The 18,194-nt window shown below is 63.2% G+C and carries 17 protein-coding genes; 6 read left to right on the forward strand and 11 right to left on the reverse strand.

From position 1 onward, the window contains the following. Positions 1-24 precede the first annotated feature (24 nt). Complete coding sequence (locus tag P9236_RS05555) at positions 25-1,188, reverse strand: M20 aminoacylase family protein (protein WP_278073611.1); 1,164 nt, start codon at positions 1,186-1,188, stop codon at positions 25-27. A gap of 216 nt (positions 1,189-1,404) precedes the next feature. Between P9236_RS05555 and P9236_RS05560 the strand changes: the two genes are divergently transcribed. Beyond that, entirely contained in the window at positions 1,405-2,577 is a 1,173-nt protein-coding gene (locus tag P9236_RS05560; RefSeq protein ID WP_278073612.1) for a D-alanyl-D-alanine carboxypeptidase family protein, read from the forward strand. 15 nt (positions 2,578-2,592) lie between these two features. Further along, complete coding sequence (locus P9236_RS05565; protein WP_278073613.1) at positions 2,593-3,702, forward strand: GTP-binding protein; 1,110 nt, start codon at positions 2,593-2,595, stop codon at positions 3,700-3,702. Between the two features lie 19 nt (positions 3,703-3,721). Here P9236_RS05565 and P9236_RS05570 read toward each other — a convergent pair whose 3' ends face one another. The 5 genes from P9236_RS05570 to P9236_RS05590 all read right to left on the reverse strand — a co-directional run bounded on the left by P9236_RS05570 (position 3,722) and on the right by P9236_RS05590 (position 7,706). Then, positions 3,722-3,958, reverse strand: coding sequence for a sulfurtransferase TusA family protein (locus P9236_RS05570; protein ID WP_278073614.1), 237 nt, complete (start codon positions 3,956-3,958; stop codon positions 3,722-3,724). Between the two features lie 11 nt (positions 3,959-3,969). Beyond that, positions 3,970-5,262: a murein L,D-transpeptidase family protein gene (locus tag P9236_RS05575; RefSeq protein WP_278073615.1), complete on the reverse strand. Its 1,293-nt coding sequence runs from the start codon at positions 5,260-5,262 to the stop codon at positions 3,970-3,972. 316 nt (positions 5,263-5,578) lie between these two features. Then, a complete protein-coding gene (locus P9236_RS05580; RefSeq protein WP_278073616.1) occupies positions 5,579-6,529 on the reverse strand; it encodes an acetyl-CoA carboxylase carboxyltransferase subunit alpha in 951 nt (316 codons plus the stop codon). Between the two features lie 99 nt (positions 6,530-6,628). After that, positions 6,629-7,543 (reverse strand): site-specific tyrosine recombinase XerD, encoded by a 915-nt coding sequence (locus P9236_RS05585; protein WP_278073617.1) that lies wholly within the window; start codon positions 7,541-7,543, stop codon positions 6,629-6,631. A 10-nt stretch (positions 7,544-7,553) separates the two neighbouring features. After that, entirely contained in the window at positions 7,554-7,706 is a 153-nt protein-coding gene (locus P9236_RS05590; protein WP_278073618.1) for a histidine kinase, read from the reverse strand. A 195-nt stretch (positions 7,707-7,901) separates the two neighbouring features. On the opposite strand from P9236_RS05590, the gene P9236_RS05595 reads away from it, so the two are divergent. The 3 genes from P9236_RS05595 to P9236_RS05605 are packed head-to-tail and all read left to right on the forward strand — an operon-like array spanning position 7,902 to position 10,542. After that, on the forward strand, positions 7,902-8,513 hold the full coding sequence (locus P9236_RS05595) for a shikimate kinase (RefSeq protein WP_278073619.1): 612 nt from the start codon (positions 7,902-7,904) through the stop codon (positions 8,511-8,513). After that, positions 8,510-9,655, forward strand: coding sequence for a 3-dehydroquinate synthase (gene aroB / locus P9236_RS05600; protein WP_278073620.1), 1,146 nt, complete (start codon positions 8,510-8,512; stop codon positions 9,653-9,655). The genes P9236_RS05595 and aroB overlap by 4 nt, the downstream gene beginning before the upstream one ends. Beyond that, the gene (locus P9236_RS05605; protein ID WP_278073621.1) at positions 9,652-10,542 is read left to right on the forward strand and encodes a transporter associated domain-containing protein; all 891 of its coding nucleotides are present in this window, start codon (positions 9,652-9,654) and stop codon (positions 10,540-10,542) included. The genes aroB and P9236_RS05605 overlap by 4 nt, the downstream gene beginning before the upstream one ends. A 216-nt stretch (positions 10,543-10,758) precedes the next feature. Here P9236_RS05605 and P9236_RS05610 read toward each other — a convergent pair whose 3' ends face one another. From P9236_RS05610 to P9236_RS05625, 4 genes are all read right to left on the reverse strand, one after another. Next, complete coding sequence (locus P9236_RS05610; RefSeq protein WP_278073622.1) at positions 10,759-12,303, reverse strand: SpoVR family protein; 1,545 nt, start codon at positions 12,301-12,303, stop codon at positions 10,759-10,761. Between the two features lie 13 nt (positions 12,304-12,316). Next, positions 12,317-13,627, reverse strand: coding sequence for a YeaH/YhbH family protein (locus tag P9236_RS05615; RefSeq protein WP_278073623.1), 1,311 nt, complete (start codon positions 13,625-13,627; stop codon positions 12,317-12,319). Positions 13,628-13,645: 18 nt separating this feature from the next. Next, positions 13,646-15,595, reverse strand: coding sequence for a PrkA family serine protein kinase (locus P9236_RS05620; protein WP_278073624.1), 1,950 nt, complete (start codon positions 15,593-15,595; stop codon positions 13,646-13,648). 463 nt (positions 15,596-16,058) lie between these two features. Continuing rightward, the gene (locus P9236_RS05625; RefSeq protein WP_278073625.1) at positions 16,059-16,424 is read right to left on the reverse strand and encodes a hypothetical protein; all 366 of its coding nucleotides are present in this window, start codon (positions 16,422-16,424) and stop codon (positions 16,059-16,061) included. Between the two features lie 294 nt (positions 16,425-16,718). Between P9236_RS05625 and P9236_RS05630 the strand changes: the two genes are divergently transcribed. Beyond that, positions 16,719-17,531, forward strand: coding sequence for an alpha/beta hydrolase (locus tag P9236_RS05630; protein WP_278073626.1), 813 nt, complete (start codon positions 16,719-16,721; stop codon positions 17,529-17,531). A 346-nt stretch (positions 17,532-17,877) separates the two neighbouring features. Here the strand turns inward: P9236_RS05630 and P9236_RS05635 are convergent, their stop codons facing one another. Further along, the gene (locus P9236_RS05635; protein ID WP_278073627.1) at positions 17,878-18,180 is read right to left on the reverse strand and encodes a BolA family protein; all 303 of its coding nucleotides are present in this window, start codon (positions 18,178-18,180) and stop codon (positions 17,878-17,880) included. Between the last annotated feature and the right edge of the window lie 14 nt (positions 18,181-18,194).

Raw genomic sequence — 18,194 nt, forward strand, 5'->3', positions numbered from 1 at the left:
AAGGCTCGCCGCTGCAAAAGGCGGTCAGGCGGCCAGCGCCGTCTCCGCCAGCCTCACCCAGTAGCTCATGCCGTGCGGGATGACCTCGTCGTTGAAGTCGTACGCCGGATGATGGAGGCCGGCCGAGTCGCCGTTGCCGATGAAGATGAAGGCGCCGGGGCGCGCTTCCAGCATGTAGGAAAAGTCCTCGCCGCCCATCACCGGCTGGATGGCGCGGTGAACATGGGCGTCGCCGGCGACGGCGGCGGCGATATCGCTGGCGAAGACCGTTTCCTCCGGATGGTTGAAGGTGACCGGATAGTTAGCGTCGTAGTCGACCTCGATCGTCGCGCCGAAGGCCGACGCAAGGCCCGCGCAGATGGCGCGGATACGCTCTTCCGCCTTCCTGGCCACTTCTTTCTTCAACGTGCGCACGGTGCCGGCGATCTCGGCTTTCTCCGGAATGACGTTGTAGGCATCTCCGGCGTGGAATTTGGTCACCGACACCACGACGGCTTCGACCGGATCGGTGCTGCGCGAGGCGATGGTCTGCAGGGCGCCCACCAGCTGGCTGGTAATGACGATCGGGTCGATGGTGCCGTGCGGCATGGCCGCGTGGCCGCCATGCCCCGTGACCGTGATGGTGAATTCGGCGGTCGCGGCCATGATCGGGCCGGGCTTGATGGCGAACTCGCCGACGGGCAGGCCGGGCATGTTGTGCATGCCGAACACCTTCGAGATGCCGAAGCGCTCCATCATGCCGTCCTTGACCATTTCGTTGCCGCCCCCGCCGCCTTCCTCGGCCGGCTGGAAGATCACCGCCACGGAGCCGGCGAAATTGCGCGTCTCGGCAAGATATTTGGCGGCGCCGAGCAGCATGGCCGTGTGGCCGTCGTGACCGCAGGCATGCATCTTGCCGACAACGGTCGACGCATAGGGCTTGCCGGTGATCTCGTTGATGGGCAACGCGTCCATGTCGGCGCGCAGCCCGATGGTCGGACCTTCGCCCTTGCGGCCGTGAATGATGCCGACGACGCCGGTCTTGCCAAGCCCCGTCACAACCTCGTCGCAGCCGAAGGCCTCCAGCTTGCCGGTGACGAAAGCCGCGGTCTGGAAGACGTCGAAGTTCAGTTCCGGCGTCTGGTGCAGATGGCGTCGCCAGCCGGCGACTTCTTCCTGCATTTCCGCGGCACGGTTGAGAATTGGCATAATCGGTCCATTTCTTTGTTGGGGCAGGCGGTTCAGGCCCGCGTGCTCAGCGATTGTGATTGCCTGGCGTTTTGCCATTTTGGCGTCACATAGGGTAAATAGCACCGCATAATGCGGTCCGGGGTCGAGGGTCGGTCCGCACCATGCTGGCCATCGCGTAACGAAATCTTACGGAGCCAGCGGCGATTACGGCAAGAGGCGATTTCGGAATAGATCATGCGGCAAAGGCATTTCCTCAACCTATTGCTTGCGGGGGCACTGGCGCTACCGATGTTTTGCGGCGCGGCGCGCGCCAATCCGGTCGTGCTCTTCGACCTGAAGAGCGGCAAGGTGCTCGAGCACCAGGATGCCTTCAAGCGCTGGTATCCGGCCTCGCTCAGCAAACTGATGACGGCCTATGTCACGTTCCGGGCGATCGCCGCCGGCGAGGTGGCGCTCGATTCGCCGATCAAGATGACGAAGCATTCGGCCGGCGAGCCGCCGAGCAAGATGGGCTTCAAGCCGGGTTCGGTGATGCGGCTCGACAATGCGCTGAAGATGATGCTGGTCAAATCGGCCAACGACATCGCCATGGCGGTCGGCGAGAACATCGGCGGGTCGCAGGCGGCCTTCGCCGACCGCATGAATGCCGAGGCCGCCAGGCTCGGCATGGTCGGAACGCATTTCGTCAATCCGAACGGTCTCTATTCGCCGGACCAGTACACGACCGCGCGCGACCTCGCGGTGCTGGTGACGGCGCTCCGCAACGACTTTCCGCAATATGCGCCGTGGTTCTCCATCGAGGGGCTCGCCGTCGGCAAGAAGGCGATCCCGAACTACAACCTGCTCATCGGCCGCTATCCCGGCGCCGACGGCATGAAGACCGGTTTCGTTTGTTCGTCGGGCTTCAACATGATCGGCTCGGCGACGCGCAATGGCCGCACGCTGGTCGCCGTGGTGCTCGGCGAGAAATCCGCCATCAGCCGCGCCGAAACGGCGGCGAAGCTGCTCGACCAGGGTTTTGACACACCGGCGGCGGGCTCGACGACGCTTGCGGCGCTCAAGCCCTATGGCGACACGCTGTCGCCCAACGACCTGCATGACGAGATCTGCAAGAAGAAGCCGAAGGACGAGCAGTCCGAGGCCGCACCCACCGTGGAAGCCAAGGAGAAGCCGAAATCACCCTATCAGGTGAAGCTCGACCACCCGACGCTGATCGCGGTCGGCCTCGGCGGCGCCACCGGACCGGCGCCCAAGGCTTTCGTCGACCAGACCGATCAGAATTACGCCGACGTGCCGCTGCCGACCTGGCGGCCCGACATGCCGCTGCCGGCCGGCGCCGCGCCCGCGTCGACCCCGACGGCCGCCGCCGCCGCGCAGGGCGACCAGCCGGCCAAGGCCGCCAACTAGCCGGTGACCGGGCGGATGAGCGGCTTTCCCATTCCCGTCTCGGTGCTCACCGGCTTTCTCGGCGCCGGCAAGACGACGCTGCTCAACCGGCTGCTCAAGCATCCGCAGCTTGCCGACACGGCGGTCATCATCAACGAGTTCGGCGAGGTGGCGATCGACCACCTGCTGGTCGAGCAGGCCTCCGACGGCATCATCCAGCTTTCCGACGGCTGCCTCTGCTGCACCGTGCGCGGCGACCTCGTCGATACGCTGGCCGATCTCGTCGACCGGCTGCAGACCGGCCGTATCGCCAGGCTTGCCCGCGTCGTGATCGAAACCACCGGACTTGCCGACCCCGCGCCGGTGCTGCAGTCGGTCATGGCGCATCCGGCGCTGGTGGAGGCTTTCCGGCTCGACGGCGTCGTCACGCTGGTCGATGCCGTCAACGGCGAGGCTGCGCTCGATGGCCATGTCGAGGCGGTGAAGCAGGCGGCGGTCGCCGACCGCATCGTGCTCACCAAGACCGACCTTGCCGATGCGAACGATGTCGAGGCGTTGCGGGCGAGGCTCAGGCAGATCAATCCGGGCGCGGTGCTGCTCGACGTCAACGATCCTGCTACGGGTGCCGGGTCACTGTTCAATTGCGGCCTCTACAATCCCGAAACCAAGAGTGCCGACGTGCGGCGCTGGCTCGGCGAAGAGGCCACGCACGATCACGATCATCATCACCACGATGATGAGGACCACGATCATCATCATCACCACGACCACCGCCATGACAGCCGCGTGCGCTCCCACGCGCTCATCCACGACGGACCGGTGCCGTTCTCGGCGATCGAGATGTTCCTCGATCTCTTACGCTCGACGCACGGCGACAAGCTGCTGCGCATGAAGGGCGTCATCGAGCTCGCGGAAGATCCGTCACGGCCCTTGGTGATTCATGGCGTGCAGAAGATCCTGCATCCGCCGGCAAGGCTGCCGACATGGCCGGATGGCCAGCGCGGTACCCGACTGGTGCTGATCACGCTCGATATGCCGGAAGACTATATCCAGCGGCTGTTTTCCGCCTTCACCAACAAGCCGTCTATCGACACGCCCGACCGGGCGGCGCTCGAAGCCAATCCGCTGGCGATCGCCGGGCTGTAGACAAAAGAAGCAGGCAGGTTCAGGCCGCGCCGCCGCGCTCGACCAGGAAGCGATGGCCGCCGGCGACCGCGGCCGTCTCGATCAGCCGATGGCCGGCATCGGCACAGAAGGCCGGAATGTCGATCACGGCCAGCGGGTCGGTGGTTTCGAGCCACAGCCGGCTGCCGGGCCGCATCGCGGCAAGGCGCTTGCGCGCCTTCAGCACCGGCAATGGGCAGTTCAATCCCTTGAGATCGTAAATGACGGGCCTGGGCAAGGCGAAAGCTCTCAGCCGCCGAACATGCCGAGCAGCTTCTTCTTCAGCTTCGAGACCGTGCCCTCATCGGCGCTTGCCGCCTGTGTCTCAGCCGGCTGGGTCGGCGCCGCCTCGACGCCCGCCGTGGCCACCTGCTGCTGGGCTGCCTGCTTGGCGGCTTCCTTCTCGGCCAGAGCCTGCGCCTTGGCTTGCTCCTTGGCGGCCTTGGCCGCCTCGATCGCCGCCAGGCGCTGTTCCTCGGCCTTGCGCTTGGCCTCTTTCTCGGCGTCGAGCGCCGCCATCTTGCGGCCGAGCGGCGAATCGATGCGGCCCATGCGCACCGTCTCGGTCACCGAGCCGTCGGCATTCATCGACGGCGGTTCGATCGGCACCCGCTCGCCACGTGCGCGGCGCTTCGACCAATCGGAAACGAGGCTGGCTTCCTTGATGCCGGCAATGGTCGGCTTGGGCGCCACCGAGCTCGACTTCACTGCCGAACTGAAGGCCGCGTCGTAGCTCTTCTCATAGTTGGCATAGGCCGTCTTCAGCGAGTCGGGCTGCGTCGTTGCCGGGCAGGGGCCGGTCGGGTCGAAGGTCGTGCCTTCGGGCGCCACCTGGTTGAAGACGTAGCGCTTCTCGCAGACGTCGACCTTGGGCGGCACCTTGGTGATCTCGAAATTGTCATAGCCGACCTTCAGCATCTTCCAGAACTCGTAGTTCGGGTCGTTGCGATAGCGCGCCATGTTGGCGGCGGTCATGCGGAACGGGAAGGCCTGGATCTGGAACTCGGTCTGGCCGCCCTGGAAGGCGTCACGGCCGAAGGCATAGATCTGCTCGATTTGCGCGTCGGTCATCGAATAGCAGCCGGAAGACGAACAGGCGCCATGCACCATCAGATTGGCGCCGGTGCGGCCGTTGGCGCGGTCATAGGCGTTGGGGAAGCCGATATTGAAGGACAGATGATAGTTCGAGCGCGGATTCATCTGCGACGGACGCACCGTGTAGAAGCCTTCCGGCGCCTGGCGGTCGCCCTCGGTGTATTTGGGGCCGAGCTTGCCCGACCATTTGCAGATGTCGTAGGTGGCGACGAGATCGTAGCGGCCGTTGGTCTTGGCCTTCCAGATCTCCAGCTTGCCCTCTTCCTTGAAGATGCGCGCCATCACCGAGGAGGTGCGCACCATGCCTTTGGCCTTCATGTCGGCCAGAATCTTGTCCGGCAGCGGCTTGTTGGCCTCCGGCGCGAAATCCTTCATCGACGAATCATTGCAGCCGGCGACGCCTATCGCGGCGATCAGGACTCCGGTGCGGGCAAGCTTGGCAAACATCGATACGGCTATGTCTTTTCTCTCGGGTCAACGGCTTCGACTTGGCCGGCCCCGCAGGCTGAACACCAATGGACCGTAAGCCCGTTAACCTTGAAAATTCCTTACCGCAAGCTTCGACAAACCCCTCACGGCGATTTTCATTGAGCCGAATCCAGCGGCATTTTTGTGGCGAAATTGTTCATTGCCGCCACAGTTTACCGCGGGCAACCCGATTAAGGCGCGCCGCGTTGAAACGGATTCAGGCGACGCGCTTTAAGTTGTTGTCTTGATGCATGTCGTTCTCCCAAAACCGCTGCGCATTTTTGGGCGACATGCACTAAAGGCTGCGGCCCATCGCCAGATATTTCTCGCGGCGCTGTTCGCGGAAATCGATGTTGGCGCCGGCAAAGTCCTTCATCGTCTTGGCGATGAGGTCGCCGGTGGCGGTGATCACCTTTTCCGGTGCCCGCTGGGCGCCGCCCATCGGCTCGGGAACGATAGCGTCGATGATCTTCATCTCGAGAAGATCCTGGGCGGTGATCTTCATGCTCGTCGCCGCGTCCTTGGAGCGGGTGGTGTCGCGCCACAGGATCGAGGCGGCGCCCTCCGGCGAAATCACCGAATAGATGGCATGCTCCAGCATATAGACGCGGTTGGCGGTGGCGATGGCGATGGCGCCGCCCGAGCCGCCCTCGCCGATGACGACCGAGATCGACGGCACCCTGAGCGCCAGGCAGGCGGAAGTGGAGCGCGCGATGGCCTCGGCTTGGCCTCGCTCCTCGGCGCCGACGCCGGGATAGGCGCCGGCGGTGTCCACCAGCGTCAGAAGCGGGATCTTGAAACGGTCGGCAAGCTCCATAAGGCGCACCGCCTTGCGGTAGCCTTCCGGCCGCACCGAGCCGAAATTGTGCTTGATGCGGCTCGCCGTATCCGAGCCCTTCTCCTGGCCGATCACCGCCACCGGCTCGCCGCGGAAGCGGGCGAAGCCGCCGACGATCGCCTGGTCGTCGCCGAAATTGCGGTCGCCGGCCAAAGGCGTGAAATCGCTGAACAGGCCCTTGATGTAGTCGACGCAGTGCGGCCTGTCGGGATGGCGCGCCACCTGCACCTTCTGCCAGGGGGTGAGCGCCTTGTAGAGGTCGCGCAACGCATCGCGCGACCGCTTTTCCAGTCGGCTGATCTCGTCGGCGACATCGACCGCCTCGCCGTTCTCGGCGAGCTTCTTCAGCTCGAGGATCTTGAGTTCCAGATCCTGCACCGGCTTTTCGAAATCGAGGTAATTGTACATGCTTGGGCGGACCGATCCGTCGGAAGGCAATGGCTGGCGGAACCCTGGAAATGCTGGCTCCGGGCGGTGGAACGTCGCCCTCACATAGCGATATGAGGCCTAGTCGGCAAGCGGGTGATGATCGTTGACCAGCCGCACCAGCCGCTCCTCCAGCACATGGGTATAGATCTGCGTGGTGGAGATATCGGCGTGGCCAAGCAGTTGCTGGACGGCTCTCAGATCGGCCCCGTTCTGCAGCAGATGGCTGGCGAAGGCATGGCGAAGCACATGCGGCGAGATCTTGGCCGAGGCGATGCCGGCCCGAGCCGCTAGACCTTTGAGGTCGCGGGCAAAGACCTGCCGGGAGAGATGGCCGCTTTCGGAAGAAGCCGGAAACAGATAGGAGCTCTCGGCAAAGGCCGGGCGCTCGGCCCTGACTTCAAGCCACGCCCGCATCGCGGCGCGTGCCTTGGCCGACAGCGGCACCATGCGCTCCTTGTCACCCTTGCCGCGTACCATGAAGAAACGGTCGTCGCGCTGCGCCACCGTCACCGGCAGGCCGACCAGCTCGGAAACACGCAAGCCAGTGGCGTAGAGCACCTCGACGAGGGCATGCAGGCGCAGCGCCGCCAGCCGGTCCTCATCCGGCGCGGTGACGCCCGCCTCTTCCGCCGCGCGGTCGAGCAGGCGGCCGGTCTCGGCCTCGGTCATGGTCTTCGGCAGCGGCCGGCCCTTCCTCGGGCTGTCCAGCGTCCCGGTCGGGTCGTCGCCGCGCAAGCCTTCCGCATAGAGGAACTTGAAGAACTGGCGGATCGCCGACAGTTTGCGCGCCTGCGAGGTCGGAGCGAAGCCGCGCGCCGCGATGTCGTCGAGATAAGCACGGATGTCGGCCGCGCCCGCTCGCGCCAGCCCGCCGCCGATGGCTTCGGAGGCGTCCTCGAGGTCGCGGCGGTAGGAGGAAAGCGTGTTCTCGGCCGCCCCCCGCTCGGCACTCATCATCTCCAGAAAGGCTTCGATGCGGGCGGCGCTGTTCATCTGGCCGGGATCAGTTCTTCTTCGGATTGAGCTTCTCGGCGGGAATACGCACGCTCATTTCCGCCTGCTTCGGCTCCACGAACACCGCCAGGGCGAACATCACGCCATAGGCAATGCCTGCAAGAACCGCCAGCGTCACGACAAAGCGAAACAATGTCGGCATTAAAGTCTTCGCCCGTCTTCTTGTTCTGCGATTCCAACCCCTGTGCCCTTATGGGACGCCAATCCGGCCAATTCAAGGACGAAGGATTTGGTCGAGAAAGGTTCCCGGTGAAAAGCGTACGATGCGGTCCGCTCGCGGCGCCGTGCTTGACGCAAACTGGCTTTTGATGTCGATACGGCGCAAAGAGGGTTCCGCATGAACGCGCTGCCAGCAAATCCGCCGGACGAAGGCCGTGTCGCTCTGCTCGAGCGGCTCGGCAGCCGTTCCATCGTCTTTGTCGGCCTGATGGGCGCCGGCAAGACGGCGATCGGCCGCAAGGTGGCAACGATGCTTTCGCTGCCCTTCATCGACAGCGACCAGGAGATCGAAAGCGTGTCGCGCATGACGGTGCCGGAGCTGTTCGACCGCTATGGCGAGCCGGAGTTCCGGGCGCTGGAGCAGCGAGTGATCCTGCGTCTGCTCGAAAACGGACCGCAGGTGCTGTCGACCGGCGGCGGCGCCTTCATGAACGCGCAGACGCGAGAGGCGATCGCCGCTCACGGCGTCTCAGTCTGGCTGAAGGCCGATCTCGATCTGTTGATGGAGCGGGTCTCGAAGAAGCAGAACCGACCGCTGTTGAAGAATCCCGATCCGCGCGGCGTGCTGGAGAAGCTGATGGACGAGCGCTATCCGGTCTACGCCGCGGCCGACATCACGGTTCCGACCCGCGACGACCGCAAGGAAGTCATCGCCGGCGAGGTGGTGTGTGCGGTTTGCACCTATCTCGGTGTCGCCGCGATCGCGACCAGCGACGAGGTGGAACAGTGAGCCAGACCGAACCGGTAAAGGTCGAGGTCGGACTTGGCGACCGTGCCTACGACATTTTGATCGGGCCTGGCCTGCTCTCCGGCGCCGGAGCGGAAATTGCCGGCCGTCTTCCCGGCACGCGCGCGGCCATCATCACCGACGAGAATGTCGCCGCCGCGCATCTCGAAACGCTGAGGTTCGGCCTGGAAAAAAGCGGCATCCAGGCAGCCGTCATCACGCTCCCGGCCGGCGAAAAGACCAAGAGTTTCGCCTATCTCGAAGAAGTGGTCGACGGCGTGCTTGCTGCCAAGCTCGAACGACGCGACGTGGTGATAGCACTCGGCGGCGGCGTCATCGGCGACCTTGCCGGCTTCGCCGCCGGCATCGTGCGCCGCGGGATGAACTTCGTGCAGGTGCCGACCTCGCTGCTGGCGCAGGTCGATTCTTCCGTCGGCGGCAAGACCGGCATCAACAGCGCCCGCGGCAAGAACCTGGTCGGCGTCTTCAACCAGCCCAAGCTGGTGCTGGCCGATACCGGCGTGCTCGACACGCTGCCGATCCGTGAGTTCCGCGCCGGCTATGCCGAGCTTGCCAAATACGGGTTGATCGACCGGCCCGGCTTCTTTGCCTGGCTGGAGGAGAACTGGCAAAAAGTGTTCGCTGGCGGCCAGGAGCGGACGGAAGCCATCGCCGAGGCCTGCCGCGCCAAGGCCGACGTCGTTGCGCGCGACGAATTCGAGACCGGCGACCGCGCCCTGCTCAACCTCGGACACACATTCGGCCATGCGCTCGAAGCGGCCACGAATTATGACGGCACCCGCCTCGTCCATGGCGAGGGCGTCGCCATCGGCATGGCGCTGGCGCACCGTTTCTCGGCGCGCCTCAACCTGGCGAGCCCGGACGATGCCGAGCGCGTGGAAGCGCATCTTCGCGCCGTCGGCCTGCCCTGGCGGATGGCCGACATATCGGGCGATCTGCCGGACGCCGAAGCGCTGCTCGGCTTTATCACCCAGGACAAGAAAGTCTCGCGCGGCGCGCTCACCTTCATCCTGACGCGCGGCGTCGGCCAGGCCTTCATCGCCAAGGACGTACCGCCCTCGGAAGTGCTGGCGTTCCTGAAGGCGAGCCATCCCGAACGGCTCAAGATGAGCCATTCCAGATGATCGACGCCGGCTGGATCGCCGCAGCCGTCCTTGCCGCCGTCATCCTGCTGGCGTTACTTTTGCGCACGCACCTCCTCGCCGCGCTAGGCTACCGTCTGCAACCGATCGAGCCGATGGCGCCCGAGGACGATGAATCGGACGAGAACGGCGACGATACCCGCCGCAACGGGCAGACGCGCGAGGACCGCAACCGGCTGGGCGAGCTTTTCGAACTCGAGGAGCTCGAAGTGTCGGACGTGATGGTCCATCGCACCAATATGCGCTCGGTCAACGCCGACGATCCGCCGGAAATGGTGGTGCGCGAGATCTTGCAGAGCCCGCATACACGCATGCCGCTGTGGAAAGGCTCGCTGGACAACATCGTCGGCGTGCTGCACGCCAAGGATCTGCTGAGGGCGCTCAACGAGGTCGGCAACGACTTTTCCAAGATCGACGTGACAAAAATCGCGTCGAAGCCATGGTTCGTGCCCGACACCACCACCTTGCAGGAGCAGCTCAACGCCTTCCTGCGCCGCAAGGCGCATTTCGCCATCGTCGTCGACGAATATGGCGAGATGGAAGGGCTGGTGACGCTGGAGGACATCATCGAGGAGATCGTCGGCGAGATCGCCGACGAGCACGATGTCGACATGCAGGGCGTCAAGCAGGAGGCCGACGGCTCGGTCGTCGTGGACGGCACGGTGCCGATCCGCGATCTCAACCGGGCGCTCGACTGGGACCTGCCGGACGAGGAGGCTACGACGATCGCCGGCCTCGTCATCCACGAGACGCAGACCATCCCCGAGGAGAAGCAGGCCTTTACCTTCCACGGCAAGCGCTTCGTCGTGATGAAGCGCGACAAAAACCGTATCGCAAGGTTGAGGATTCGGCCCGCCGGCGACGGCTAAAGCGCGTCGCGATCTTTCAGATTCGCTCCCTTCGCTTTAGGTTTTTGATTCTACGCATGTCTTTGTCCCGAAACCGGTCCCACTTTCGGGAGACATGCTTTAAAGCGCGTCGCGCTGAAACGGATTCATGCGACGCGCTTTAAGTCTCTGTATTGATGCATGTCGTTCTACCAAAACCGCTGCGCGCTTTTCCCGGAATTGCCGTAGGGGTCGAGATCAGAGATCCTTTGTCGAGCGCTCGCTGAGCATCGCACCCGTTTCAGTGTCGATCGCCGCCAGGCTGACGTCGTAGCCCCACAGGGTTCGGATATGGCGCAGGGTCGCGTCACGGCTTTCGTCTTCGAGCAGGATGCCGTTCTTGACATTGTGCTGCAGCCGCAGATGCCGGTCGCCCAAGAGGTCCACGTCAACCACCTGGACGTCGGGCCGGCTCGCTCCCACGTCGTAGCTTTGGGCCAGCGCGGACCGTATCTTGCTGTAGCCGCTTTCATTATGGATCGAGGCGACTTCGTAGTGCGGCTCGTCGGCGCCGTCGGCCAGCACGAAGAGCCGCCATTTGCGGATCAGGGCCGGGCTCAGATATTGGCGGATGAAGGATTCGTCACGGTGATTGGCCCAGGCATCGAGCAGTGTGTCGCGCCAGTCGCCACGGCCGGCGATGTCCGGAAACCAGTCGCGGTCCTCCGCCGTCGGTTCGGTCGACATGCGCTGGATGTCCTGCATCATGTCGAGCCCGAGGGCATAGGGATTGATGCCGGAGAAGCGCGGGTCGTCGAAGGCCGGCTGGAAGACCACGTTCGAATGGTTGCGCAGGATCTCGAGCATGGCGCCTTCGCTGATGCGGCCACGGTCGAAAAGCGTGTTCATGATCGTGTAGTGCACGAAGGTGGCGCAGCCTTCGTTCATCACCTGGGTTTGGCGCTGCGGATAAAAATATTGCGCAATGACGCGGACGATCCTGACGATCTCGCGCTGCCAGGGCTCTAGGACGAGACTGTTCTTCTCGAGGAAATAGAGCAGGTTCTCCTCCGGCAAGTTGAGCGATTTCTTCCGCTCCGCCACGCCGTCGCCGCGCGTTCCGATCTTGTCGGCCTCATGCGAAGGCGGCAGCGTGCGCCACAAGTCGTTATAGGACCGCTCCTCGTATTCGAGGCGCTCGCGGAGCCCCTCGCGCTGCTGCTCCGACGACAGCTTCGGGGGTCGATGGTAGCGGAAGACGCCCTGCTCCATCAGCGCATGGGCGGAATCGAGGATCGCCTCCACCGCTGCCAGGCCATGCCGTTCCTCGCATCGGGCTATGTAGCCCTTGGCAAAATCGAGATAGCTCAGGATTCCCCCGGCGTCCGTCCATTGCCGGAAAAGATGGTTGTTCTTGAAGAAATGGTTGTGCCCAAGCGCGGCATGGGCGGTCACCAGAGCCTGCAGGGCCATGGTGTTCTCTTCCATCAGGTAGACGATGCAGGGATTGGAATTGATGACCAATTCATAGGCCAGCCCGCGTGCGCCCTTGCGGTAGAGAAGTTCGTCATAGAGGAAGCGTTTGCCGAACGACCAGTGTCGATACATCAGCGGCATGCCGACCGATGAATAGGCGTCGAGCATCTGCTCGGAGGAAATGACCTCCATCTGCACCGGATAGATGTCGAGGCGAAGCTCTTCCTTGCCGATCGCCTCGATCTCGTCGTAGACGCGCGACAACTTGGCAAAATCCCAGTCCGACCCGGAAAACAGCAGCTCGGATTTGCGCGCCTGACTGACCATCGGCTGTCCGCCTTCACGCGCTCTTGCGCAGGTCGGGCTGCCTGGCGAACAGCTCACGAAAGACCGGATAGATATCGGCCGGAGCAGCGATGCGCCGCATCTGGAAATTCGGCCATTTGCCGTCGACAGCGTTGTATGCGCGCCAGAGCGATGTCCCGTTCTCGGTCGAGCCGAAAATGTGGCTTTCCCGTTCGTCAATGATCTCCACATAGGCGAAATACTGGCAAAGGCGCATGAGCTTGCGGTCGAGGAGTTCTATGCAGCGCTCGGAGTCGGTGGCGAAGTTATCGCCGTCGGAAGCCTGGGCAGCGTAGATATTCCATTCCGCGACCGGGTAGCGCTCCTCGATGATGCGGTGCATTTCCTCGAGCGCCGTGGAGACCACGGTGCCACCGCTTTGCGTGTGGTAGAAGAACGTATGCTCGTCCACCTCCTTCGCCTCGTGGGTGTGGCGAATGAAGACGATCTCGGTGCGCTCATAACGCCGCGTCAGGAACAGATGCAGCAGCACGAAGAAGCGTTTGGCCAAATCCTTCTCGCGCTCTCCCATCGATCCCGAGACGTCCATCAGGCAGAACATGACCGCGCTGGCATTCGGCACCGGCTGAGGATCGAAGCGATTGAAGCGGATATCGACCGGGTCGACATAGGCAATTCGCTTGCGCCGGCGTTCGAGCCAGTCAAATTCCTTGCGTAGAGCCGCGAGGCGTTCTCGTATCGCCGGGCTTGGCGGCTTCGATCCCAACTCGGCAATCTGCTTGGCGATCGCGTCCAGCTCCGCCTGCTTGGGACGCCTGAGCGCGATGCGGCGCCCATGGCTGTTTCGCATCGTGCGTCCGACATTGATATTGGTCGGCGCCCCGCTTGCCGTGAAGCCTGCCCGTCTTGGCTTGAAACTAAGTATCTGCTTGAGATTGAGCTTGACCAGATCGGGCAGTTCGAGGTCCTCGAAGAAGAGGTCGAGCACTTCCTCGCGCGACAGCATGAAGCGAAAGTCGTCCTCGGATTCCGTGGTCCCCGGACCCGAAGAGCCAGCGCCCCCGCCGCCAGGCTTGGGGATCAGATCGCCGGGGCTGAACGACCTGTTGCCGGGCAGGACGTGCTGGCGCTGTCCGCTGTCCTTGGCGTTGTTGAAGGTTGGTTCGCCGGTGCCCTTCCGAGGCATCGGCACGGCATGCTCGCGGTCGATCTCGGCGATGCCGCCCGTGCGAACCTTATCGCGGATGCTGCGCTTGAGCTCCTCCCGGGCGCGCCTGAGGAAGCGCTGACGATTGCCCAGGCTTTTGTCCTTCGGGTTGAGGCGGCGGTCGATGAAGATCGGCATGGAACCGTTCGGGCTTGCTCAGCCCGCCTTGTTCACGCGCATGTACCAGTCGACCAGCCGGCGCACCTGCCGCTGGGTATAGCCGCGCTCCACCATCCGCTGCACGAACTCGTTGTGCCGCTTCTCTGTGACGCTGTCCTGCTTGGAACCGAAGCTGATCACCGGCAGCAGATCTTCGACCTGGCCGAACATGCGCTTCTCGATGACTTCGCGAAGCTTTTCATAGCTCGTCCAGGACGGGTTGCGGCCGTGATTGCGCGCGCGTGCGCGCAAGGTGAATTTGACCACTTCGTTGCGGAAGTCCTTGGGATTGGCGATGCCGGCCGGTTTCTCGACCTGCGACAATTCCTTTTCCAGGACCTCGCGATTGAGGATCTGGCCTGTATCGGGATCCTTGAAGTCCTGATCCTCGATCCAGGCATCGGCGTAGGCGATATAGCGGTCGAAAAGGTTCTGGCCGTATTCGCTGTACGATTCCAGATAGGCCTTCTGGATCTCATGACCGATGAACTCGGCATAGCGTGTCGCCAGTTCCGACTTGATGAATTCGAGATAGGCGGCTTCCGTTTCCTTCGGGAATTGCTCCCGCTTGATCGCCTCCTCGAGGATGTACATCAGGTGCACGGGATCGGCGGCAACCTCCTTGGTGTCGTAGTTGAAAGTCTGGGACAGGATCTTGAAGGCGAAGCGCGTGCTGACCCCGGTCATGCCTTCGTCGACACCGGCGGCATCGCGATATTCCTGGACCGACTTCGCCTTCGGGTCGATCTCCTTGAGGTTCTCGCCATCATAGGCGCGCATCTTGGTGTAGAGCGGCGAATTCTCGTGCTCGGCAAGGCGGGTCGAGACGGTGAAGCGGCTGAGAATGTCCAGCACCTCGGGCGCGCAGGGACTGTTCGCCAACTCGCTCTCGCGCAGCAGCTTCTCGTAGATGTGCCTTTCCTCGGTGATGCGGAGGCAATACGGCACCTTGACCACCAGGATACGGTCGAGGAAGGCCTCGTTGTTCTTGTTGTTCTTGAATTGCTGCCATTCCGATTCGTTGGAGTGCGCTACGACGATGCCCTGATAGGGGAAGGAGCCGAAATTCTCGGTGCCGTTGTAGCTGCCTTCCTGGGTTGCCGTCAGCAACGGGTGCAGGACCTTGATCGGCGCCTTGAACATTTCGACGAATTCGAGCAGGCCCTGTGTGGTCCGGTTCAAGCCGCCGCTGTAGGAATAGGCATCCGGATCGGACTGGCTGAAGTGTTCCAATTGCCTGATGTCGACCTTGCCGACCAGGGCGGAAACATCCTGATTGTTCTCATCGCCAGGCTCTGTCTTGGCGATGGCGATCTGACGCAGACGCGACGGCGACAGCTTGACCACGCTGAATTTGGAAATGTCGCCGGAAAGCTCGTCGAGGCGCTTGGCCGCCCAAGGCGAGATAAGGCCGTACAAGCGACGGCGGGCTATCCCGTATTTATCTTCCAGCAAATCGCCCATCCGGTCGGGATGGAAAAGGCCGAGCGGCGATTCGAAAATCGGGCTGATCTGGTTGCCGACCTTCAGCGTATAGATAGGACGCTGCTCCATCAGCTTCTTCAGCCGTTCGGCGAGCGAGGATTTGCCGCCGCCGACCGGGCCGAGGAGGTAGAGGATCTGCTTGCGCTCCTCGAGACCCTGCGAGGCATAGCGGAAATATCCGGCGATGCGCTCGATCGTATCCTCCATTCCGTAGAAGTCTGAGAAGGAGGGGTAAATCTTGACGGTGCGGTTCGAGAAGATGCGGCCGAGTCGCTCGTCCTTGCTGGTGTCGATCAGGTTCGGCTCGCCGATAGCCTCGACCATACGCTCAGGTGCCGAGGCATACATGGATTTGTCCTCTCGGCATCCAAGCAGATACTGTTGGAGGCTGATCTCTTCCTGGGCCGCGTTGGCGTAAATCTCCGAAAACAGATCGAAGACGTCTGATTGGTTCTCGCGCATGATGTTTTGCCTCGGAGCCGATAGGCTGCCAATCGGCTCATCGTTCCTTCAACTGTCGGAAAGCGCCGTTTGTTCCCGACAAACGCAATAAGCCAGCTGCGATCACTGAGGTTTGAGGAACCGCGCCGCGTGGCCGGAAAGAAGCGCCGCGTTGCGCGTCCCGATGCAGACTAAAATCGCCCACCCGAATCAACAGCCAAGATCAGTGTGCGCTCGGTCGACCCATTTGCCAACCCATAACGGACGCGTCGACGCTGCGGTGCATTGTCGCCGCGCGGCGCCTGGGGAAAACTGGTTATGGATCGCCAGCGGTGCGATGCTGACTGCTGCCGCATCGACCGCCTGACGGCTGCCGGAGCCAACGATGCGGAGGTTCGATCGGGCACCCGAGGTTTTGGCAAAGCACCGATGCAAACGGCATGCCCACCCAGAGCTTCAAGGAGGATCTTGATCGGTCTTGAACTTACATGTCGTGATCGGGAACATAGAGGCAGAACGAATGCTGCGACTTCGCGTCGCCGCCTGGCTTGCATTCGTGAAAGAACTCGTCGCGCGAGCGCTTGATCCGGCTGTCGGAGTAGGGGATGAGCTCTCCGGTAGAGAGCTGGTATCCATACTTCGTTTCCTTAACATCGGACGTGGGTGCCTGGTAGCAGTCCATTCCCGAGCAACATGAGCTGTCGTATTGCCAGCCCTTGGGCGACTGATGCGCGGTCGCCGGAGCCGAAAGGAAGGCCGCGAGCGCAATTGCCGCAAGCAGCCGCAGAAGCCGCAAGCCGCCTCGGCGCCCGTTGCTGTGCGCGGCTGGAACTCGATACGTCTTCATCATTGGTGGTCACCGTTCGGAAGCGCCGGCCGAGGGCATCGGCTCTCCGGTCTGACTAGCAATCCGCCCGGCAATCAAACTGCCGGACCGGGGAAATGTTCCATGGTCGTGCTCGGGCGGCCGGGTTGCGCGCCGGCGCATTTGATGGTGCGAAAGGGGTGCCGGCCCACCGCTGACGAGCCGGCCATGCGGCCGATGAACAATCCTTAACTGGACGCTCGCCGAGCTTGCATGCACTCTGGCCTTGTCTGGGTGGGGCCGAGGCGGTCGGGGCAGAGGGGCAGTCAGGAGATGATGATGATCGATCGGCGCCACTTTGTCCTTGCGTCCGTTGCCGCGCTCATGCCGATGGCTGCGTCGGCAGCCTGGCGCTTGCGCCAGCCGGCGCCACGGACGCTCGACTATGGACCGGCCAAGCTCGATGTCTACGCGCGGGAGGATGCCAAGGGCAATCCAGTCGTATTCTTCATCCATGGCGGCGCCTGGCGGATCGGCAACCGCTCCAATGTCAATGCCAAGCCGGGCTTCCTGCTCGCCGACGGCTTCCTGTTCGTCTCGATCGACTACCGCATGCTGCCCACGGCCGATGTCGCGACCCAGGCAAGCGACGTCGAGAAGGCCTACGGCTATGTGCGGGCCAACATCGCCAAATATGGCGGCGATCCCGACCGCATCGTGGTGATGGGCCACTCGGCCGGTTGCCATCTCGCGGCACTGACGGGGTTTCGCGGCGGCTTGCCCGGCGTTGCCGGGCTGGTGCTCGATGACACCGAAGCCTATGACATCGAGGCCCTGGCCAAGGCGCAGGGCGGCAAGCTGCGGCCGATCTACGCGCAGGCGTTTTCGGATCCGAGCCAATGGCGTGCGTTGTCGCCAGCAACCTATATCGGCAAGGGCAAGCATCCGCCCGTGTTCATCGCCTATTCGAACGCGTCGATCCGCGCGGCCATGGCCCATGATCTCGCGGACCGGCTGCGGGCAGGGGGCACCAAGGTCACGCTGTTCGACGGCAGCGCCTATTCGCATATGGCGATCAACCGCCGCGTCGGTGAGGACGGCGATGCGCTGACTGCAGCGGTTATGGCCTTCCTGAAGGCAACGGTCGCCTGATCGCCGGCGAAACTGGATCACGTCAAGTTCGGTGGAAGCGGCTGCGCCGACACACGCGAACGCTTCGAGGCGGTGCTCGACAGCGCGCTGCCGCGCCTGGGGAAGCGGTGATCTGGGGCGATTCATCGTTTCGCGGAAACGCTGAACCGCTCTATCCCTTTGTTTTTGAAGCAATTCCAGACGGAGGCTACGGCGAAGCCGCCGAGCCTAAGAACAGCCTGGTGCTGACTGGGCGGTGCCGCCCTGCGTGCTTTCAGTTGCCCAGTCGATCGTGCTGTACTTTACGATCGAACGGCCGGCGCAGCTTGCTGCGCCTGTCCCGAAGCGTCGATGACAAGGTTCGCTGCTACCAGGGGGTCTTCTCGCCGGGCGCGGCCGGCTCGATCGCCAGCGCGTGCACGCCGGCCTTCAGTTCGTCGGCAAGCAGCTGGTTGACGGCGCGGTGGCGGTCGATGCGGCTCATGCCGGCAAATTCCGGGGAGACGATGCGGACACGGAAATGCGTCTCGCCGGTGCCGTCGAAGACGGCCTCGTGACCCGACTCGACGTGATGATGGCCGGCGTGAAGGTGACTTTCGTTGATGACGGAGAGCCTCTCCGGCGAAAATGCCGCCTTCAGCTTGTTTTCCATCGTCGACTGTATGGACATCGGGGGTTCCCTTC

This window comes from Mesorhizobium sp. WSM4884, assembly GCF_029625675.1.
In the GTDB taxonomy this organism is placed as follows: domain Bacteria; phylum Pseudomonadota; class Alphaproteobacteria; order Rhizobiales; family Rhizobiaceae; genus Mesorhizobium.

Excerpts from the sequence above, each read along its gene's own strand:
- P9236_RS05555 (WP_278073611.1), bottom strand. The coding sequence starts at position 1,188 with ATGCCAATTCTCAACCGTGCCGCGGAAATGCAGGAAGAAGTCGCCGGC.
- P9236_RS05560 (WP_278073612.1), top strand. The coding sequence starts at position 1,405 with ATGCGGCAAAGGCATTTCCTCAACCTATTGCTTGCGGGGGCACTGGCG.
- P9236_RS05565 (WP_278073613.1), top strand. The coding sequence starts at position 2,593 with ATGAGCGGCTTTCCCATTCCCGTCTCGGTGCTCACCGGCTTTCTCGGC.
- P9236_RS05575 (WP_278073615.1), bottom strand. The coding sequence starts at position 5,262 with ATGTTTGCCAAGCTTGCCCGCACCGGAGTCCTGATCGCCGCGATAGGC.
- P9236_RS05580 (WP_278073616.1), bottom strand. The coding sequence starts at position 6,529 with ATGTACAATTACCTCGATTTCGAAAAGCCGGTGCAGGATCTGGAACTC.
- P9236_RS05585 (WP_278073617.1), bottom strand. The coding sequence starts at position 7,543 with ATGAACAGCGCCGCCCGCATCGAAGCCTTTCTGGAGATGATGAGTGCC.
- P9236_RS05590 (WP_278073618.1), bottom strand. The coding sequence starts at position 7,706 with ATGCCGACATTGTTTCGCTTTGTCGTGACGCTGGCGGTTCTTGCAGGC.
- P9236_RS05595 (WP_278073619.1), top strand. The coding sequence starts at position 7,902 with ATGAACGCGCTGCCAGCAAATCCGCCGGACGAAGGCCGTGTCGCTCTG.
- P9236_RS05605 (WP_278073621.1), top strand. The coding sequence starts at position 9,652 with ATGATCGACGCCGGCTGGATCGCCGCAGCCGTCCTTGCCGCCGTCATC.
- P9236_RS05610 (WP_278073622.1), bottom strand. The coding sequence starts at position 12,303 with ATGGTCAGTCAGGCGCGCAAATCCGAGCTGCTGTTTTCCGGGTCGGAC.
- P9236_RS05615 (WP_278073623.1), bottom strand. The coding sequence starts at position 13,627 with ATGCCGATCTTCATCGACCGCCGCCTCAACCCGAAGGACAAAAGCCTG.
- P9236_RS05620 (WP_278073624.1), bottom strand. The coding sequence starts at position 15,595 with ATGCGCGAGAACCAATCAGACGTCTTCGATCTGTTTTCGGAGATTTAC.
- P9236_RS05625 (WP_278073625.1), bottom strand. The coding sequence starts at position 16,424 with ATGATGAAGACGTATCGAGTTCCAGCCGCGCACAGCAACGGGCGCCGA.
- P9236_RS05630 (WP_278073626.1), top strand. The coding sequence starts at position 16,719 with ATGATCGATCGGCGCCACTTTGTCCTTGCGTCCGTTGCCGCGCTCATG.
- P9236_RS05635 (WP_278073627.1), bottom strand. The coding sequence starts at position 18,180 with ATGTCCATACAGTCGACGATGGAAAACAAGCTGAAGGCGGCATTTTCG.